Source organism: Lacihabitans sp. CS3-21 (assembly GCF_024343675.1).
Taxonomy (GTDB): domain Bacteria; phylum Bacteroidota; class Bacteroidia; order Cytophagales; family Spirosomataceae; genus Leadbetterella.
Genome location: NZ_RJUD01000019.1, coordinates 1 through 20,407, shown reverse-complemented (window position 1 = coordinate 20,407; position 20,407 = coordinate 1). Strand labels below are relative to the sequence as shown.

At 36.9% G+C, this 20,407-nt stretch carries 20 protein-coding genes; all 20 read left to right on the top strand.

Features of this window, described 5'->3' with window-relative positions:
* The first annotated feature begins 3 nt into the window (after nt 1-3).
* Entirely contained in the window at nt 4-543 is a 540-nt protein-coding gene (locus tag EGI24_RS11990; protein WP_255048653.1) for a fasciclin domain-containing protein, read from the top strand.
* 148 nt (nt 544-691) lie between these two features.
* Nucleotides 692-1,054, top strand: a complete 363-nt coding sequence (locus EGI24_RS11985; RefSeq protein ID WP_255048651.1) for a hypothetical protein — start codon at nt 692-694, stop codon at nt 1,052-1,054.
* A gap of 137 nt (nt 1,055-1,191) precedes the next feature.
* Complete coding sequence (locus EGI24_RS11980; protein WP_255048650.1) at nt 1,192-1,977, top strand: MbnP family protein; 786 nt, start codon at nt 1,192-1,194, stop codon at nt 1,975-1,977.
* Between the two features lie 6 nt (nt 1,978-1,983).
* Complete coding sequence (locus EGI24_RS11975) at nt 1,984-3,030, top strand: cytochrome-c peroxidase (protein ID WP_255048649.1); 1,047 nt, start codon at nt 1,984-1,986, stop codon at nt 3,028-3,030.
* Nucleotides 3,031-3,051: 21 nt separating this feature from the next.
* Nucleotides 3,052-3,426, top strand: coding sequence for a hypothetical protein (locus EGI24_RS11970; protein WP_255048648.1), 375 nt, complete (start codon nt 3,052-3,054; stop codon nt 3,424-3,426).
* Nucleotides 3,427-3,466: 40 nt separating this feature from the next.
* A complete protein-coding gene (locus EGI24_RS11965) occupies nt 3,467-3,709 on the top strand; it encodes a YHS domain-containing protein (protein WP_255048647.1) in 243 nt (80 codons plus the stop codon).
* On the top strand, nt 3,706-4,797 hold the full coding sequence (locus EGI24_RS11960; RefSeq protein WP_255048646.1) for a PepSY domain-containing protein: 1,092 nt from the start codon (nt 3,706-3,708) through the stop codon (nt 4,795-4,797). The genes EGI24_RS11965 and EGI24_RS11960 overlap by 4 nt, the downstream gene beginning before the upstream one ends.
* Entirely contained in the window at nt 4,794-5,699 is a 906-nt protein-coding gene (locus EGI24_RS11955) for a hypothetical protein (RefSeq protein ID WP_255048645.1), read from the top strand. The genes EGI24_RS11960 and EGI24_RS11955 overlap by 4 nt, the downstream gene beginning before the upstream one ends.
* Nucleotides 5,700-5,918: 219 nt before the next feature.
* The gene (locus EGI24_RS11950; RefSeq protein ID WP_255048644.1) at nt 5,919-6,614 is read left to right on the top strand and encodes a response regulator transcription factor; all 696 of its coding nucleotides are present in this window, start codon (nt 5,919-5,921) and stop codon (nt 6,612-6,614) included.
* Between the two features lie 113 nt (nt 6,615-6,727).
* Nucleotides 6,728-8,089 (top strand): HAMP domain-containing sensor histidine kinase, encoded by a 1,362-nt coding sequence (locus tag EGI24_RS11945; protein ID WP_255048643.1) that lies wholly within the window; start codon nt 6,728-6,730, stop codon nt 8,087-8,089.
* Nucleotides 8,090-8,807: 718 nt separating this feature from the next.
* Entirely contained in the window at nt 8,808-9,182 is a 375-nt protein-coding gene (locus EGI24_RS11940) for a DoxX family protein (protein WP_255048642.1), read from the top strand.
* A 187-nt stretch (nt 9,183-9,369) separates the two neighbouring features.
* Nucleotides 9,370-10,737, top strand: coding sequence for a Gfo/Idh/MocA family protein (locus EGI24_RS11935; protein WP_255048641.1), 1,368 nt, complete (start codon nt 9,370-9,372; stop codon nt 10,735-10,737).
* 78 nt (nt 10,738-10,815) lie between these two features.
* Nucleotides 10,816-12,225, top strand: a complete 1,410-nt coding sequence (locus tag EGI24_RS11930; protein ID WP_255048640.1) for a Gfo/Idh/MocA family protein — start codon at nt 10,816-10,818, stop codon at nt 12,223-12,225.
* Nucleotides 12,226-12,350: 125 nt separating this feature from the next.
* Complete coding sequence (locus tag EGI24_RS11925) at nt 12,351-13,571, top strand: DEAD/DEAH box helicase (protein ID WP_255048639.1); 1,221 nt, start codon at nt 12,351-12,353, stop codon at nt 13,569-13,571.
* 82 nt (nt 13,572-13,653) lie between these two features.
* The gene (locus EGI24_RS11920; RefSeq protein WP_255048638.1) at nt 13,654-14,286 is read left to right on the top strand and encodes a DUF664 domain-containing protein; all 633 of its coding nucleotides are present in this window, start codon (nt 13,654-13,656) and stop codon (nt 14,284-14,286) included.
* 7 nt (nt 14,287-14,293) lie between these two features.
* A complete protein-coding gene (locus EGI24_RS11915; RefSeq protein ID WP_255048637.1) occupies nt 14,294-15,502 on the top strand; it encodes an aminotransferase class V-fold PLP-dependent enzyme in 1,209 nt (402 codons plus the stop codon).
* A gap of 9 nt (nt 15,503-15,511) precedes the next feature.
* Complete coding sequence (locus tag EGI24_RS11910; protein ID WP_255048636.1) at nt 15,512-15,889, top strand: hypothetical protein; 378 nt, start codon at nt 15,512-15,514, stop codon at nt 15,887-15,889.
* A 3-nt stretch (nt 15,890-15,892) separates the two neighbouring features.
* Complete coding sequence (locus EGI24_RS11905) at nt 15,893-16,102, top strand: PLDc N-terminal domain-containing protein (protein ID WP_255048635.1); 210 nt, start codon at nt 15,893-15,895, stop codon at nt 16,100-16,102.
* Between the two features lie 105 nt (nt 16,103-16,207).
* Nucleotides 16,208-17,248 (top strand): PA0069 family radical SAM protein, encoded by a 1,041-nt coding sequence (locus EGI24_RS11900; protein WP_255048634.1) that lies wholly within the window; start codon nt 16,208-16,210, stop codon nt 17,246-17,248.
* Nucleotides 17,249-17,414: 166 nt separating this feature from the next.
* Nucleotides 17,415-19,964: a phosphoenolpyruvate carboxylase gene (locus tag EGI24_RS11895; protein ID WP_255048633.1), complete on the top strand. Its 2,550-nt coding sequence runs from the start codon at nt 17,415-17,417 to the stop codon at nt 19,962-19,964.
* The last annotated feature ends 443 nt before the right edge of the window (nt 19,965-20,407 follow it).

Here is a 20,407-nt window from a genome sequence, read left to right as displayed (position 1 = left end):
ATCATGAAATCAGTACTTTATGTTTTGTTCTTTGTTATCATCATGGCATCTTGTACGTCTGGCGAAACCGCCAATACAGCATCAACTGATGAGGTGGTTTTATCTGGCCAAGAAGGCGTAAAAGATGATGAATCCCAGAAGGACGTGGTAAAAGTGGCCATCGCGTCGCCTGATCACACCACTTTAGTAGCAGCTGTTACGGCAGCCGATTTGGTAACCTCACTCTCCAATGCTGGGCCATTCACGGTTTTCGCTCCTACCAATGCAGCCTTTGAAAAACTTCCAAAGGGCACAGTTGAAGATCTATTGAAACCCGAAAATAAAAGCAAATTGGAGACCATTCTTCAACACCATGTAATGACCTCGGCTTTAGCTGCAGACTTTTTCCAAGATGGGCAATCGATGGGAATGGTAGATGGTAGCAATGTGACTTTCACTGTAAAAGACGGTTCAACTTATGTAGATGGCAACAAGATTCTTGGCTCAGTAAAAGCCTCAAATGGCTGGGTACATGTGATAGACACAGTTATTCTACCTAAATAAATACAATCAGCCAAAGGTGCGTTTTTCACCTTTGGCTGAATTACTTTTAAGACGATTTGCAATTTTATGATATTCGTCAATGCAATTTCTAAAAACTCGGTATACATTTGCGTCATATATGGACTTGACTAAAAAAATAATCGGAGCAATGCTTTTTGTTTCCATGGCATTTAAGATGCTCATGGCTCCTATATTTTTTGTCAATTATGAACTTCGCAAAGACTATATCATCAAGAATTATTGTGTGAACAAAAATCGCCCTGAAATGCATTGCGATGGTAAATGTTATTTGGCCAAACAAATACAAAAAGCCGAGCAAGAGGACGAGAAACAAGCTACCAATAGTTTTATTTCGAAGTTGTTGTCGCTCGAAGTAGTTCAGAAGAATCCTCTATTCTCAAATTATTTTCCAGCAAAAAGTTTTAGAGAAAAGTCTATTCAAAACTTTCATTATAAAAACCGCATTTCACACTTACACGCCTTTTCATTTTTTCACCCTCCGCAGGTATAATTTTTTAAGATAAATTTTTACTAAAATCAATCATCGTGGAATTATCAATAGCATAGTCCATTGATGATTAATGACTTTGCTTTTCTATCAAAGTCGTTGCATATTCTTATTTCTTAAAAAAATATATTTGAATAAAAATGAAAAAAATAGCATTTGCTTTGGTTCTAGGTATTTCTGTGTTTTTTGCTGCTTGTGAAACTTCTGATATAAATCCGAACGATAAAAATAGTGTAAGTCTTTACTTCGAAAACTTGGTGGGTACTGACCCTATAGTACTAAATACCAAGACTTACACCAATGCATCGGGTGAAGATTTTACCATTTCTACTTTCAACTACTTTGTAAGTAACATCAGCCTTAAGGCAACTGATGGAACTGAGTTAAAGTTTGCCGATAAGTATTTTTTGGTTAAAGAATCTGTTGAAGCCAGCAAGACCATCACCTTGCCAGATGTGCCAGCTGGTGATTATACATCTGTATCATTTATGGTAGGTGTAGATAGTGCCAAATCAGTATCTGATGTTTCGCAAAGAACGGGTGTTCTTGACCCAGCTTCTTACGGAACCGACAACATGTATTGGTCATGGAACTCGGGTTATATTTTCTTCAAAATGGAGGGAACTTCGTCAAAATCAGCCGCCGCAAATAAAGGTTACAAATTTCACATTGGTGGATTTGGTGGAATGTCGGCCAAAACAGCCAATAACCTTCGTTCGGTTACTTTAACAATGGCTGACTTAGCCAAAGTTAGAAAAAACATAGCTCCAGAGATTCACCTGGCTATAGATGCTCAGAAAGTTTTCAAAAGCACTTTGAAAATTGCCGACAAAAACGAAATCATGAACCCAACATTGGGCACAGCCGTGGCTAACAACTACAAAGACATGTTTGCGGTAGAACACGTTCATAACGACAAAATGTAAGCCGAAATGAAGTTGAAATTAGGAATTGTACTTGTTGTTTCCTTATTACTTTGGGGTTGTTCGAAAGAAAAAGCTACCGAACCTGATCCTCTTTTGGTATTGTTCGAAAAGCCGAGTACTTTTCCTAATACTTCTTACAAAATGGAATCCAACCCCATCACGGAGGATGGATTCTTGTTGGGAAAAAAGATATTTTTCGACGGTAAACTCTCGCGAGACGGGACCATTTCTTGTGCCGAATGTCATAATCAACCGTATGCATTTACCCACCATGGGCATGCACAAAGCCACGGTATCGATGGTCAGGTAGGTCCAAGAAATGCACCTGCATTGCAGAATTTGGCTTGGGGGAAGACTTTCTTTTGGGACGGCGGAGTATTTGACCTAGACCTTTTTTCTTTGGCTCCAATAGAAAATCCAGTGGAAATGGACGAGCGAATTGGTAATGTTCTGCAGAAACTCAGGAAAGATGCTAGCTATCCGCCAATGTTCAAAAAAGCCTTCGGGACAGAAGAGGTTACTACGGAAAGATTTCTGAAATCGCTCTCACAGTTTATGCTCACCTTGGTTTCGGCCAACGCTAAGTACGACCAATACAAAGCAGGAAAAGCCAGTTTCAATACTGATGAGAAGGCCGGACTAACACTTTTCAATGAAAAAGGTTGTGCCAGCTGCCACCCTGAGCCACTATTTACCGATGAGTCTTTTAGGTCAAACGGACTACCGACAGACTTTTTTAGGAATTTTGTGGATACGGGTAGATACAGAATTACCGAACTCAAAGAAGACAAATACAAGTTCAAAGTACCGAGTCTGAGAAATATTGAATATACTTTCCCTTACATGCACGATGGGCGTTTTATAAGCTTAGAAGACGTTCTGGACCACTATACCGATGGCAATATGGCCAATTTAGAGACGCTTGACCCTATTTTCAAGCAAAATACAAAAAGAGGAATTGCTCTTACTTCAAAAGAGAAAAGCCAAATTATTGCCTTTCTAAAAACACTCACCGATGATTCGTTTCTGAAAGACAAAAGGTTTGCACCATAACAAATTTTAAATCAAATAAATATGAAAAATATTTCAATAATTATCGTTCTTTTTCTGTTCACATTGACCGTCAATGCACAAAAACCAAAATGGCCAAAACTTGAAGATTATCATAGCGTAATGGCCAAAACATTCCATCCTTCCGAAGAAGGCAATTATAAACCTATCGTGGAAAACGCAGGAGAATTGGCTATGCTTGCAACTGCTCTCAAAAAATCGAAAATACCAGCAGAATACCAAAAACCTGGAGTTAAAGAATCTATAAGTGCTTTAGAAAAAGAATCAAAAGCAATAGCAAAATTGGTAAAGAAAAAAGCCAATGAAGAAGAATTGAAAAAAGCGATTTTTGCTTTGCATGATAGATTCCATGAAGTAATGGAGAAATGTAATCATTGATAACTATTTTAGCTTAAAAATCACAAATAAAAATTTTAGAATGAAAAAGACATTTTTGATCATCAGCCTTTTGGTAAGCATCTCAGCGATAGCTTTTCAACAAGACCCCAAAAAAGAGAAATCTGAAACTTTAGCCAAAAATGGCATGGATCCAGTTTGCAAAATGACTGTAAAAAAAGGCACAAAACTGGTTTCGACCCATAAAGAAAAACAATATGGCTTTTGCAGCAAAATGTGCAAAGAATCTTTTGATAAACACCCAGAGAAATTTGTAAAAAATTGAGAAAGAATCAATTATTAAGACTGATTTATAGCCTCCACAAATGGTTTGGCCTTGTCACAGGATTTTTCCTGCTGATTTATGGGCTTAGTGGCTCCATTTTGGTGTATAAGGACCAACTGGAAGAGTTTTTTTACCAAAAACCGATAGTTTCAGATAAAAATCCGCTTTCGTTGGACAGTATTTACAAAATCATAACAGATAAATATACCCATCTTGACGGTCTCGCTTGGGTAAATCCGAATGCCGACAAAAATCTGCCGTATCATTTTAGATTATACCTCAACGACGCCCGTCTGATTTCCTATGATTTAGGTGCCTTAACTATTAACCAGTTCACTGGAGAAATCCTGCGGCACGGTAGAGGCGATGATCTTGAAGTAGGCTGGATAGAATGGATTTTCCAACTGCATTTTTCCTTGCATTTGGGTATGCCAGGAGCTGCACTTTCGGCCATTTTTGGGCTGACTATGCTCATTTCTATCATCACGGGTTTTATAGTATACCGAAAATCCATTTGGAAAGTCCTGACTTTCAAAATAAAACTCAAAAGTAAAAACTGGAGGACCTTCTCATCTGATTTGCATAGAATTGTGGGCGTGTGGTCTTTGTTTTTCAATGCCATCATATTTTTTACAGGTTTCTGGATGAATATTTTTGCGTTTGAAAAAGAAACTTGGGACAAAGAAACGATTCCTACACCTAAGAATACCTTAGCCAAAATGTCATTTGACAAAATGTTTGCCCAAGCTTGTCAGATTCATCCCGATTTGGAGCCAGGCTATGTATATTTTCCAACGCAACCTGAGCGGAAATTTAGCATCAGAGGCAACATAAAAGGCCAAAACGAAATGTTTGCTGCCGGAAATTCGATTGTTTTTGATGCACAAAATGGCGAATTGCTTAAGATTGGTTCTTTCGAGCAGCTTGCTTTTACCGACAAACTTGAGGCTTTTGCTTTTCCACTGCACGTGGGAAATTTCGGCGGACATTTACTTAAAATATTTTACATCATCTTAGGTCTTACCCCTGGTTTATTGGCCATTACTGGCTTTTTGCTTTGGTATAGACGATTTACAAAACAAAAATGAGAAACATTATTATTTCAATTTTCATTCTCTTACTCCCTCTAAATGCCTCAGCTTGTGATGTTTGCGGCTGTGGAAATGGCTCATCTTTTTTTGGAATCTTACCGCAATCGCACTTTAAATTTGGTGGTCTCAGATATCAAACCAAAACCTTTGATTCGCATTTTACCAGTAATTTGCTAAGAACCGAAGAAAATTTTCAGTCCATTGAACCTTGGCTCAGGCTATATCCAATCAAAAAAACGCAACTGATTTTGATGGGTTCTGTACAATCTAACACGCAAACCATCATGGCCTCTGGCGAGAGAAAAACACTTTCGGGAATTGGTGACGTATCTGCTTTGGCACATTACAATGTGGTCAATACTTTTTTTGATAGTACGGCACACACGTTCGACCACATTTGGCTTTTAGGGGGTGGCATAAAACTGCCAACCGGAAAATACGACTACGCCATGACTGAGGACGAAGTAGCAAATCCCAATTTTCAGTTGGGTACTGGTTCGGTTGATTATCTTGTGAATAGTATTTACACCGTACGAAAGAACAACATAGGGCTAAATGTGGACTTGAGTTACAAAATAAATGGCACCAACAAGAACCATTATAAGTTTGCCAACAAAAGCAGAGCCATATTGAATGGTTTTGCTCAAATTTCTCTTGGAGATTTTATGTTTTTGCCCAACATCGGAGTGTTGGGAGAATATGCCAAAAACGACAAACAAAATGGCATCGACAATAGGTTTTCTGGCGGATATATGACTACTGCCATGCTTGGTAGCGAAATTTACTATAAAAAAATTACTGCTGGATTTTTAGTCCAAAAACCTTTAATTCAAGACCTTTCAGGATCAGAATTGAAGCTCAGAAATAGCTTTATGTGCCATTTGACTTTGTTGTTCTAAGAATTATTAAATCGCATCTGTGTTCCATTTCAATTCTTTAAATGTAGTCCTTTGCTTTTCCGAATGAATTCAAAGCAATTATTTAGTTTTTCATAGTTTAGTTTAAGCATCATTTATTTCCTTTTTTTGTTTTTTGGAAAGACGCAAAAGCCTATTTTTGGTTTTTATATCAAAGCACGCATATGTTTCAATAGGTGCTTAAAAAAATAATACGCTTACATGAAAAAAATACTGTTGGTAGAAGATGAAGCCCATGTAGTTTCTTTCATAAAAAAAGGACTTTGCGAAGAAGGTTTTGAGGTGACTGTAGCTTTTGATGGTAAATCAGGTCTGAATTTGGTCCTTGAAAACAACTACGACCTTATCATATTAGACATCATGCTGCCCGAAATAAACGGTTATGATGTTTGTAAAGAAATCCGTAAAAAAGACCTTTCTATTCCAATTATTTTTCTTTCAGCATTAGGTACATCCGAAAACATAGTGATGGGACTTGAACAACGTGCTGATGATTATATCGTAAAACCGTTTAAGTTTATTGAACTTCTTGCCAGAATCAGAAACCTATTGAGAAGAACGGAGAATACCTCATTGCCAAAACCAGACGCTCAAGAAGAGTTCATTTACAGAATCGATGATTTGGTGGTGAATGACTATACCAAAACGGTGATCCGAAACTATCAGGATATTTCTCTGACCACCACTGAGTATCGGTTACTTTTATTTTTTATTAAAAACAAAGAAAGGGTTTTATCTAGACTTGATATTTTGGAGGAAGTTTGGGGTGTAAACTATGACCTTGGTACCAATGTGGTGGACGTTTACGTTAATTATCTAAGAAAAAAAATTGAAGTCAATAGCGAAACCAAGCTCATTCAGACTATCATAGGTATGGGATATGTGTTGAAAACCTAAGCTGAAGTTCTCATTAGATTCTTATATAAAAATCTAATAAGCCCAGATTTCTTGGTGCTTAAAATCCATATTCAGAATTTTGTATTTGATAGTTTAAAATATCTAATAGGCTGATGAAAATTCAATTGAAGGCTAATCTTTTGTTATTGACCTCCTACTTCTTAATCATCTTGGTTTTTGGGGGATTTGTATACTTTTTTGAAAACACCTACTCAAAAGACGATTTCCATAAACTATTAGAAGCGAGAATTGACACTTTTTTAAAAGAAAAAATAAAAGTCAACCCAAATTTGGAGGAAGGCCTTTTACAAAATATCGAGGAGGAATTTCCTAACGAAAAAAATTACATTTTCCTTCTAGACAAATCAGACGATTTTAAAACTGAGAAAGATTTAACGCACTTACCCATTGCGTTTTTTAAAAATACACTTGCGAATGGTCAATCCGAACATTTCAACAAAAAAGTCTATTCAAAAAGCAAGGTCATTGATATATATAACAAAAACTATTTGGTTATTAGCTCCGCAGAAAACTACTTACTCTTACATCAGAAAAAATACCTAAATAAAACGATGTGGGTTTCACTCATTGTTGCCACTTTTTTAGCTATTCTAACTTCCTATTTTTTGATGCGATTTATTTTTCGACCAATTACTGAGATTACACAAAAGGTTAAAGAAATAAATCTGAAAAACCTGCACTTGAGGCTGGAACAAAAAGGCGACAAAGACGAGCTTGATGAATTAGCCAAGACTTTCAACAATATGCTGAATCGCATGGAAACTTCCTTCAATACCCAGAATAATTTCATAAGCAATGCTTCGCATGAACTTAGAACTCCTCTGACAGCCATCATAGGCGAAGCTGATGTGGCTTTAACAAAAGTCAGAAATGTAGAAGAGTATATAGAAACTATAAAAGTGATATTGGAAGAGGCCGAAAACCTAGATAAAAAAACGCAGGCTCTCCTTTTTTTAGCCCAAACAGGCTTCAACGGTAAAACGATTAAGTTTGATAAAGTAAGAATGGATCAGTTGCTTTGGGATGTAAAAGTGACTACCGAAAAGATAAATCCAAAAAGCAAAATAGTAATAGACATGAGTCTTTTGCCTGAAAACCCAATGAAACTCAAGGTAAATGGAAACAACCAGTTATTACATTTGGCTGTAAGTAACATCATATTAAATGCTTGTAAATACTCAAAATTTGAAACTGTCAATGTTTCACTTGGGTCAATAGACACGTACATCTTGCTGGTTGTGAAAGATTCAGGCATTGGCATCCCTGAAAACGAAATGGAATATATCTATGACCCATTTTTTAGAGCCTCCAACACACAACTTTTCGAAGGTTACGGCATTGGTTTGCCCCTAACTCGAAACATTATTCGTATGCATGGGGGCGAACTTTTGGTGAATTCAATTCAAAACATCGGGACTACTGTTCAAATAAAACTTCCGATTGGACAGTTTTAAATGCCAAATCTCGACTTCCTTTCTTGAAATTCTCTTCCAGTCAAAATTACTTTCATAGATTTTTTGTGTCTTAATTTCAATGTATTTGCAAGTCTAAACAAAGAAACATTCATTCCACTAGGTTCAAATAACAATCTTTAATTCTCAGTTTCTTAGAAAATGGGGATTCTTCATTTCTAATTTTCAAAAAAATTATCTTAAACACTTAAGAATAATGAAATAATATTTCGAATTAAATCGCTTTATACATTTTAATAGCCTATTAATTTATCTCCTTAATAAGTCTAATATTTAAAATTAAGTTTGTTTCAATATAACAGATAAGAACTAAAACTTTCTAGCAACAACAGATTTTACTTGCTCTTCCTTGAATCTTTTAAAATATACTTTGAAATCAAACTGGGAGGAGATAAACACAATGTAATAATGGAGGAGAAATTTCATTGATATTCAGATTATGAACCTTCCAAGTCCCAATTTTTGGGACTTTATGTATTAAAATTGCTTCTAAATTATTTAAATTATATACCTATTCAGCAATTATGGATTGAGCAAATTTATTCAACTTTGGATTAATTAAGCTAAAAAAAGTCTACCGATTTTCAGACTAAAATTAAAACTAAGTCAAAAAAAAATCTTTAATTTTTGTTTTATATTCATAAAAAATATTAATTTTCGGAGAATTTCTATTTAACCCTAACCTAAACATCACTAAATTATGGAGCAAATAATCGGTCCATTGACCAAACTCGGCCGTTTCTTATTAGCCGTCCCTATGGCAATTTTCGGAATACTACATTTTATGGCTGCTGACGCTATGGCTGGTATGGTACCATTGCCTGGCGGAGTAATATGGGTGTATGTCACAGGTATAGCTCTCATAGGAGCTGGAGTGAGTATCATCATTCAGAAAAAAGCCAGATTAGCATCAACTCTTTTAGCCATTTTATTACTCATTTTTGTTTTTGCCATACACCTACCTGGGGCTTTGGCAGGTGGAGATAGTGGACAAATGTCAATGATGAGTTTATTAAAAGATTTAGCAATAGCAGGTGGAGCTTTAGTTTATGCAAGTACTCAACCCATAGAGTAAAATTTACAAGTCCTTCATGAATTTGAAGGATTTTTTGTTAGTTTTTTACCCCTAAACCTATATAAATATATAATACGCCTTGAGTTTTTGAGGTGTATTTTTTTTGCCAAAAAACTAAGCTCATTTCTTTAAAACTGATGCTCAAATCTACTATATTTGATTTCAAAAATTTCAACCCTCATAAAATATGAAGCCTTCTAGAAGAAAATTTATCAGAAACATGGGTAGTTTGGCTGTGTTATCTGGTGTTAGTACGATTGCAAAACCATTCAATATTATCAAGAGTTTGTCTGTAAGCCCCAACGATAAAATCAGATTGGCAACAATCGGAATGGGGATTCAGGGACATTATGATACCAAATCAGCTCTAAAAACAGCAGGAGTAGAATTTGTGGCTGCGGCGGATTTATATACTGGCAGACTAGACAGAGTGAAACAAACATTCGGCAATGACATGTTTGTCACCCGCGACTACAGAGAAATCCTTCGTAGAAAAGATATAGATGCTGTAATAATAGCCACGCCTGACCATTGGCATGATAAAATTACGATTGATGCCCTTAATGCTGGCAAAAATGTGTATTGTGAAAAACCAATGGTACAAGCCATAAATGAAGGGAAACCTGTAATAGACGCTTGGAGAAAATCTGGTAAAACCATGCAAGTGGGCAGCCAGAGGATCAGTGGAAGTGTATTTCAAGAAGCCAAAAGAATCATAGCCGCAGGTGATATAGGAGCTATAAATTATGTGGAATCCAACTCTGACCGCTTCAGTGCAATAGGTGCTTGGAACTACTCCATTCCTACCGACGCATCACCTTCTACAGTAGATTGGGATACATTTTTGAAAGATACTGCCAAAATGCCTTTTGATGCCAACAGATTTTTCCGTTGGAGAAATTACAAAAACTATGGAACAGGCGTAGCTGGTGATTTGTTTGTGCACTTAATCACAGGAGTGCATTACGTGGTTGATTCCAAAGGACCAAACAGAATCTTCGCTTCAGGCGGACTTAGATATTGGAAAGAAGGAAGAGATGTGCCTGATGTGATGGTGGCTATTTTGGATTATCCAAAAGCAGCAACACATGAGGAATTTCAGATGGTATTAAGAGTGAACTTTGCCAATGCTGGAACGATTAACAACAACACCAGAATAATCGGTACCGAAGGCCAGATAGATTTTTCAGGCAATGGATTAACTTTAAGTAAGAAAAAACTTCCAAAAGCACCTGGATTTGGAAACTATGACAGTTATTTTACTTTTTCAGATGCTCAGCAAAAAGAATTCGAGAAAGAATATAATGCCAAATTCAATGAAGCAGACCGCAAGGGCGAGCCTGTAAAGGAAGTTAAATTTACCCCTGAAGCCGGTTCTGACGAGCATGCGAATCATTTCGGTAATTTCTTCGAAAATATCAGAAAGGGAAGCCAAGCTACCATAGAAGACCCCATATTTGGTTTCAGAGCAGCAGCCCCAGTTTTAGCCTGCAACGAGAGCTATTTCCAGAAAAAAGCCATCAATTGGGATCCATTGAATATGCGGAAGTTGTAATCTAAATCTTTATAAAAAACCCAATATCTCTATCATGGATATTGGGTTTAATCAAATATTCAACCTACCCAAACAAAAATGAAATCTAATAGAAGGAAATTTCTCCAAAATCTAGGCACAAGTGCAGCTGTCATCAGCCTACCTAGCATTTCTAATGCCACCTTGAAATCTGAAAATAGCGAAATAGCTAAATCAAAAACCAAACAAGCATTTAACATGTGTGGTTTTGCGGCTCCCAAGCTTGACAAAGTCAGGATTGGTTTCATTGGTTTAGGAAATCGTGGGCCGGGAGCTGTAAAACGTATGAGCCAAATAGCTGCTGTTGAAATTGTGGCACTTTGCGACAAAGACCCAGCTAGAGTTGAAAAACAACAAGCTGTTTTATCGAAATCTAACCTACCAAAAGCAAGAGAATATAGCGGGGTAGATGGCTGGAAAGGACTCTGTGAAAGCAATGACATCGACTTGGTTTATATATGTACTCCCTGGAGTTTGCACACACCCATGGCTGTTTATGCCATGAACAACGGCAAACATGCGGCCATTGAAGTCCCAGCCGCCAAAACTATTGACGAATGTTGGCAATTGGTAGAAACCTCCGAAAAAACCAAAAAACATTGCATGATGTTGGAGAATACTTGCTATGACTTTTTCGAGCAAATGACCCTAAATATGGCCAGAAATGGCCTTTTCGGCGAATTAATTCATGCAGAAGGTGCTTATATTCACAATCTCTTGAATGCCAATTTCGGAAAAACTTCTTATTCAGACATGTGGCGACTCAACGAAAACGCCAACCGAAACGGCAACCTCTACCCTACCCATGGTTTGGGGCCTATTTCACAATGTCTCAACATCAACCGAGGCGATAGATTTGACCATTTGGTGGCAATTTCTTCCAATGATTTCCAAATGGGCGAAATGGCTAAATCTTTGGCCGCCAACGACCCTTTCTATGAAGATTATGTGGGAAAACCTTTCAGAGGTAATATGAATACGACCATCATAAAAACCGAAAAAGGCAAAACCATTATGCTCCAACATGATGTAACTTCTACCAGACCATACTCACGAATACATCTTTTGAGCGGCACAAAAGGTGTAGCACAAAAATGGCCTGAACCGAGTAAAATAGCCCTTGGCGAAGACTGGATGAGCGAAAAAGAGCTGAAAGAAATTGAGGAAAAATATACCACACCACTCGTTAAACACATCGGTGAAATAGCCAAAAAAGTAGGTGGACATGGCGGCATGGACTTTATAATGGATTGGCGATTGATAGATTGCCTAAGAAACGGCTTACCGCTTGATCAAGATGTGTATGATGCTGCCGCATGGAGCTCCGTTGCTCATGCTAGCGAACTTTCGGTGATGAAAAAAGGAAAAACCGTCGATATTCCAGACTTTACCCGAGGTGCTTGGAAGAACAACCAACCTGTAAGTTTGACTTTAAATGGTGGTGGAAATACGGAAGTGAGAAAAGTTTGATTCAGAAAAACCTCTGAATCAAACCCATTTCGTCCATCATCAATGGCCTAATATATTGCTCTTTGCACACTTAACACTATATTTGTATTATTCTAGCTTTGGCTAATAAAATAAATAGTAAACAATTGCAATTCAACGAACTCAATATACACGAAGACGTACTGGCTGGTATAGATGCCATGAACTACCTTCAGGCCTCGCCCATACAAGAAATGGCCATCCCGATTATTCTCGACGGTAAAGACCTAATAGCTTCGGCTCAAACGGGTACTGGCAAAACAGCTGCTTATTTAATTCCACTTTTGGATTTGATTATTAGAAGCGGAAACGAGCACATTACAGCTTTAATTTTGGTGCCAACACGTGAGCTGGCCAAACAGATAGACGAACAAATAGAAGGGTTTAGTTATTTCATAAGAGCCACATCACTAGCAATTTATGGTGGAGGAAAAGGTGAGAACTGGGACCAGCAACGCAAAGCCTTGGTGGATGGAGCAGACATAATCATTGCCACCCCAGGTCGACTACTCGCACACATGAAGTCAGGCGATGTTAAGTTTGATGACCTCAAATGCTTGGTACTCGACGAAGCCGACAAAATGTTAGACATGGGATTCTCAGATGACATTCTATATGTTATCAAACACTTACCTGTCAACCGCCAAAATTTGATGTTTTCGGCTACAATGCCGCAGAAAATCAGAGATTTCGCTAACAAAATTCTAAGAAATCCAGAAGAAATCAAACTGGCAGTTTCTAAGCCAGCAGTGGGTATTGACCAACAGTTTTTCTTAGCAGCTGATCACCAAAAACTCCCACTTTTAATTCATTTATTGAAAGACAAAAAAGACCTAACTATAATTATTTTCTCTTCTCAAAAATCAATGATCAATCAGATTATTAGAGCCTTGGGAAAAGTAAAAATAATGGCCAGAGGTATATCTTCTGACAATAGCCAAGAAGAACGTGAGGAGTATTTGAGAGGATTTAAAAACAAAAATTTCAATATTTTAGTAGCTACAGATGTACTTTCTAGGGGAATTGACATCAATAATCTAAATTTGGTGATAAACTATGACGTCCCACGCGATGCCGAAGATTACATTCACCGAATAGGTAGAACTGCTCGTGCTGAAACTACCGGAACTTCCTTCACTTTTATCAACGAAAAAGATCAACGAAAAATAGCGAGTATAGAGAAACTACTTGAAAGAGAAGTGGAAAAACAAAATATCACAGAAAGTTTAGGACTTGGGCCTGCTCCTGCATATTCTGTCGAAAAACGTAGCTTCAATAAACCATTCAAAAAGAAGTTTTTTGGCAAGAAAAAACCCCCGACTGTATAATTGCTAAAAAGTTTTTTGGTGATTCCTCTTGAATTTAAAACCCAATTTTTCATACATTTATGCAAACTTAAACGCCTAAACTATGAACAACGAAAAATTTAATCGGAGAAACTTTCTAGAAACTTCATTCGGAATAACTGCCATGGGTGCAGGAGCCTTGGTACTTCCTCGCAATGGTTACGGCAAGACGCTTCCTGCCGACAGAAATATCAACTTAATTGGACCTATTGAAGGTTACACGCCTCAAATAGGTACACTTATCACAATGTTAGATTGGTTGAGTAACTCCGTGATTAGTTACAACAAAAAACTAAGCATTGAACAGTTGGACTACATCCATGACAAGGATTCCAACTCTATTGGTTCTTTAATGATGCATTTGGCTGCCACTGAAGTTATTTATCAAGACATTACCTTCTTTAATCTCGAAGACTTCACGAAAGAAAATAAAGAAAAGTGGAATGTGGCCATGAATCTGGAAGAGGATGCTCGGAAACAAATAAAGGGCAATCCGCTCAGTTTTTACAAAGACGCCATGAATGAAGTGAGGGAAAAATCCAAAGCCGAATTTAAAAAAAGAGATGATAAATGGTTCCTTTCTGGTGAAACCAAAGACTGGGACTGGAATAATTACTGCAAATGGTTTCATGTAGCCGAACATTTTGCCAACCACCGTGGACAAATGACTTGGTACGCCAAAAGAATGCCGAAATAAAATTTTAATGCAAGATAAAAAAGCGTTTTTCTCTTTACCTGAAAACATACATTATCTCAATTGTGCCACCATGTCGCCACTACCGAAAATAGTGGAAGAAGCTGGTATAAAGGGTTTATTAAGAAAATCACAACCATATGAAATAAGCCAAGAGCATTTTTTTGACACTGCCATTCATGTCAAGAAAAAGTTCGCCAAGCTTATTAACTGCCCTGACTATGAGCAGATTGCAATAATGCCTTCCGTCTCGTATGGTATGGCAACGGTGGTAAAAAACATTTTGAAAAAGGGAATTCCAAATCAAAAAACCAAAGTTGTACTGGTGGGCGAGGAATTCCCAAGCGATGTTTATGCTTGGGGAGAACTTATTTCCGAAAACCCGAAAGTAAGCATTGAAACCATCCAAGCACCCCTAAACCTAGAAAATAGAGGCAAAAACTGGAATGAAGCCCTTTTAAAAGCTTTGAATTCTGAAGCTTTGGCTGTTTGTATTTCACCTACACATTGGGCAGATGGCACACTCTTTAATCTCGAAAAAATCAAAGAGAAATGTCTGCAGAATGGTATCTTATTGATAATAGATGCCACCCAACACTTGGGAGCTTATGCGTTTGATATTCAGGAAATACGACCAGATTTTCTAGTTGCTGCCACTTATAAATGGCTTCTAGGACCTTATGGTACAACTCTAGCTTATTTTGGCAAATACTTTGATGATGGTTTTCCGCTTGAACAAACCTGGATTGGACGAAAAAATAGTCAAGATTTCAAAAACCTCATCAACTATCAGACTGACTATCAAGAAGGTGCTTTCAGGTACAACATGGGTGAATTTAGTAATTTCATCAACCTACCCATGGTAGAAAAAGCCCTTGATTTATTAATAGAATGGCAGCCAGAGGAGGTTCAAAACTACGCCAAAAACCTAGCAAAACCTTTCATAGAAAGACTAAGAAAAGCAGGCTATTGGATTGAAAATGAAGATTTTCGATCTGCACATTTGTTTGGAATAAGGTTACCTAAAGACCTCAAAATCGAAACTATCCAAAAGGCTCTTTCTGACGAAAAAGTGTTTGTATCCTACCGTGGAAACGCTATCCGATTATCCATAAATGTTTGGAACGATGAAAATGACATGGAGCTTTTTACCAAAACATTAGAAAAAAACAGCCTATATCCAACAAAAATTATAATACTAAAAAACAAAACCCCTTAAAAACAGACCATGGACAAAATGTATTTTATTCTGCTCGGAATCGTAATTCTTGCTTTCATTTTAAACATACTTATCATTACCAAAAGCAGCTATCCGGGCAGCGAAGTTGGTGTAGGGCCAATTATACAACTGATTGTCGCCATTCCTCTTTTACTCATCTCTGCCTTGGTATACTATTTCACCAAAAACCTGGAAATCAACTTCTGGATATTACTACTACCTTTATTTCTTGAAATAGCCTACTTTGCTTTTACCAAAGACCTCTTCAATATCTTCGGTAAAGACAACGGTGCATTTCTTATTCGGAGCTATATTTATGCCATAGCATTAAGTACTGCAGTGGGTGTTTTAGCAGCATGGATGCTCGGCGTTTTAACAAAAAAATAAAACATGAATTACTTATCCCCTTCTTTCGGTTTGGTTTTTTGGCAAATCATGGTGTTTTCCTTTTGGCTATTCATGATTTTTGCGATTATAGATATCGTAAGAAGTAAATTTGAAGGAAACCACAAACTTATTTGGGTGTTGGTGACCATCTTTGTGCCCTTTGGTGGTCTGATATATTTTATTTTTGGGAGAAAAAATAAAGTAAAAGAATAGGTTTATACAAATCATTCATGCTTTAATGGCAAAAAAATAAGCCAAATAGCTCCAAGGAATTTAGCATTTTTTTCTAATTCAACTCTAGCTTCTTACTTTTAGAAAATGAAAGGACAAGGAGCTGTAAACAATGTAAAAAATCGGTTTGACAAAACGGAAACCGTAGCGTTTTGGGAAAACGACTACGACTATGAAGAAACAAAAACCAAGACAGAATTCATAAAAGTACATGCCAAAACCATTGTAAATCAGGTCAAAAGCATAGACTTGCCCTTTGTACAATCTCTAAACCCTTACCAAGGCTGCGAACATGGCTGTTCATATTGTTATGCACGACCCACGCATGAGTATTGGTCGCTGAATGCAGGTGTAGATTTTGAGCGAAAAATCCTTTACAAACCCGACGCTCCCGCTCTCCTCGAAAAGCATTTTCAAAAACGCAATTACGTACCAAATCCCATTTCATTTTCAGGAAATACCGATTGTTATCAACCTGCTGAACGAAAATTCAAACTTACTCGACAATTACTGGAAGTTTGCTTAAAACATAAACATCCACTTACTATTATTACTAAAAATGCCCTTTTGCTAAGAGATTTGGATATTTTATTGGAGCTCAGAAAAGATAATTTGGTGGCTGTGGCTTTATCCATCACTACTTTGAATGAAGAAACACGAAGAGTTCTTGAACCTCGCACCTCTTCTGCTGCCAACAAACTCAAGGCCATGAAAGTGCTTGCAGAAAATGACATTCCTGTTTTTGGCATGATTGCTCCCATCATTCCGGCTGTTAACAGCCACGAAATTTTTACATTGGCTGAGCAATTTTATTTGAATGGAGCCTTTGGGTTTTCGTCTACAATGGTCAGGCTTAATGATGTAGTAGAACCTATTTTTATGCAATGGGCAAAAACACATTATCCCGACCGAGCAGATAAAATCTTAAACCAGATTCGTAGTCTTCACGGAGGAAATCTCGGCAGTAAAATACCCAAAGAAAGAATGAAAGGAAGCGGAATATTAGCTGATTCTTTTCATCAATCTTTAAAAATAGCCAAAGAGAAATTCTTTCCTAATTTTACTTTCCCTGAATTGAACAAAAGCTCGTTCAGAACTTTAAAAGACATACAATTGACTTTATTTTAAACAACTATGCAAAGGTTTTATTCTAAAAAATATCAATTTACCAATATTTAATTTGGAATAAATAACATTTTACTTCCTTTTAGGCAACAAATCACCACAATTTCCTTCTATTTTTTGTGTTTTATTATCTTTGTTTTGAATTATTATCATTTGGAAAAACAAAACCATGTCTAAACAAAATCTTGAGACCTTATTTACCCAAGAGGTACATAACAAATATTTGGTATTCAACACCCTTTTTTCGAGGTTGCCGTATGATAAGATGACCAATATTGGCACACTTATGCCATTTTTGCATGACAAAGCCAAACAAGGATTTGAAGGTGGCCTTACGCCAAAAGAAATAATCAATTCTTTTTTTGATCGGTATACAAACATCAAGACAGAGAAAGAGAAAATAGACTTGCTTTTTAGATTTATCACCTATATCGAACGTCAAGTTGTACTTTTTGACTCTGTTGAGGACGCAGCTTTCGAGAAACTCAATGCTACCAACACAAAAGGAACTTTAGCCTCTATCATTGCCTTGGCCTCCCAGCATGGCAAAATAGAAGAAGTTAAAGAAAAACTAAAAAACTTTAAGGTAAGAGTAGTTTTCACCGCCCACCCAACCCAATTTTATCCCAATTCAGTACTCAGAATCATACAAGACTTAGAAGCTTGCATTGCTGTAAACGATATAAATGCCATAGATGCTTTACTGCAGCAATTGGGCAAAACACCGTTTATCAATGACGAACAACCCACTCCGGTCCAAGAAGCCCAAAGTATAATTTTCTATCTCAGACATGTTTATTACGAGGCAATTGGTCAACTTCATGACCTCATATACAATGATATCTTAGACGAAGAAGAAGCCTTTAGGTCTATTATTGACCTTGGTTTTTGGCCAGGAGGCGACAGAGACGGTAACCCATTTGTCACCGCCGAAATCAGTAAGAAAGTTGCTCAAGAACTCAGAACAAATATTTTGAAATGCTATTACAATCATTTCAAAGACATCAGACGTAGGTTTACTTTCAAAGGTGTGATTCCACTTTTGGATAAAATAAACAATCGTATTTATACCAACATGTTTGGTCTTAACAATGACCTTACGGCCCCGGAACTTTTGGGAGCCTTGGCAGAGGTTAGAGACAAAATGGTAAGCAACCACAACTCGATGTTTTTGGATGAGTTGGACAGGTTTATCAGAAGAGTAAAATTGTTCGGTATGCACTTCGCTAGCCTTGACATCAGACAAGACAGTAGTATCCACGAAGCTGTTTTTCAAGCTGTTGTGGCCAAATACAATGTTTCTGACCAACCTTATGCGGCTTGGTCTCATGAAGAAAAAGTTGCTTTCTTGACCAATAATGACATTATAGTTAATGAAGACGAATTTGAAGACCCTCTAGTAAAAGACACCTTCAAAACTATCAGGGCAATCAAAGAAATACAAACCAAGAATGGCGAAAAAGCATGCCACAGATACATCATTTCTAACTCTACTTCATCGTGTTCTGTATTGGAAGTATTGGCTATGTTTAAGTTTTGTGGAATAGAAGAAATAAACGTTGATATAGTACCCCTTTTCGAAACCATCGAAGGTTTGGATACTGCCAGACAATCTATGGGTGAGCTTTATAATTTAGAATATTACAAAAAACAACTCAAGTACCGTTCTGATTTCCAAACGATTATGCTTGGTTTTTCGGATGGAACCAAAGATGGTGGATATATAAAAGCCAACTGGGAGATTTACAAAGCAAAGGAAAACCTAACAGCCGTATCAATGGAAAACGGCATAAATGTCGTCTTTTTTGACGGCAGAGGCGGCCCTCCAGCTCGTGGTGGTGGCAAAACGCATCAGTTTTATGCTTCACAGGGTCCAAGTATTGCGAATAATGAAATCCAGATAACCATACAAGGACAAACCATCTCTTCAATGTATGGCTCAAAACCTCAGGCGATTTTCAACTTCGAACAGTTGCTATCAGCAGGAGTAATAAACGACATCTTTACAGACGACAAATCACTGATAAGTAGTCAAGAACGTGACCTTATAGAAGAATTGGCTGAAGTGGGTGGCAAGAAGTATTTAGAATTAAAAAATCATCCGCTATTTGTATCATATCTGGAACATAAAAGCCCGCTCAAATATTACGGAAAAACCAAAATCGGAAGCCGACCAAGTAAAAGAAGCACTTCTAGTCAGCTTAAATTGAGCGACTTACGGGCTATCCCTTTTGTGGGATCATGGAGTCAATTAAAACAAAATGTTCCGGGCTTCTTTGGATTTGGTACTGCTCTTCAGTCTAAAATAGATGAAGGAAAATTGGAGGATTTGAAAGACCTTTTTGAGAATTCATTATACTTCAAAACCTTGATGCAAAATAGCATGATGGCTCTTTCGAAAACATATTTTCCATTGACTTCATATATGAAAAACGACCCCATTTATGGTGAATTTTGGAATATTTTGTATGAAGAACAACAGAGAAGTATAAACAATATGCTCTTAGTTTCAGGTCAAAAATTATTGATGGAAACTGACCCTATCAGCATGATGTCAGTAGAATATCGTGAAAATATTGTATTGCCATTGTTGGCTATTCAGCAATATGCCTTGCAAGAAGTGGAAGAAAATCTAGACGAAAATGCCAAAACTGTTTTTGAGAAAATGGTTACAAGGTCGCTTTTCGGAAATATTAATGCGAGTAGAAACTCCGCTTAATAGATATTAGAAATATTTAAAAAGGATTAAGAGAACTCGACCTTCTTAATCCTTTTTTTTGCAAAAAACCTTCATTTACTTAATCGCTTCATTTTAAAAACTAAACACGTGTGATTTTTCTAAATTTGAGAAAGTGAAGAATTTAAGAGGCATTAAGACCAACCGAAATCTTCATTAACTTCATTTCTTAATCACTTCATGTTAAAAACCAAAACGTGTGATTTTTCTAACATTGAGAAAGTGAAGAATTTAAGATACATTAAGGCATAGCAGAATCATCATTTACTTCATTTCTTAATAACTTCATGTTAAAATCAAAACGTGTGATTTTTCTAACATTGAGAAAGTGAAGAATTTAAGATACATTAAGGCATAGCAGAATCATCATTTACTTCATTTCTTAATAACTTCATGTTAAAATCAAAACGTGTGATTTTTCTAAC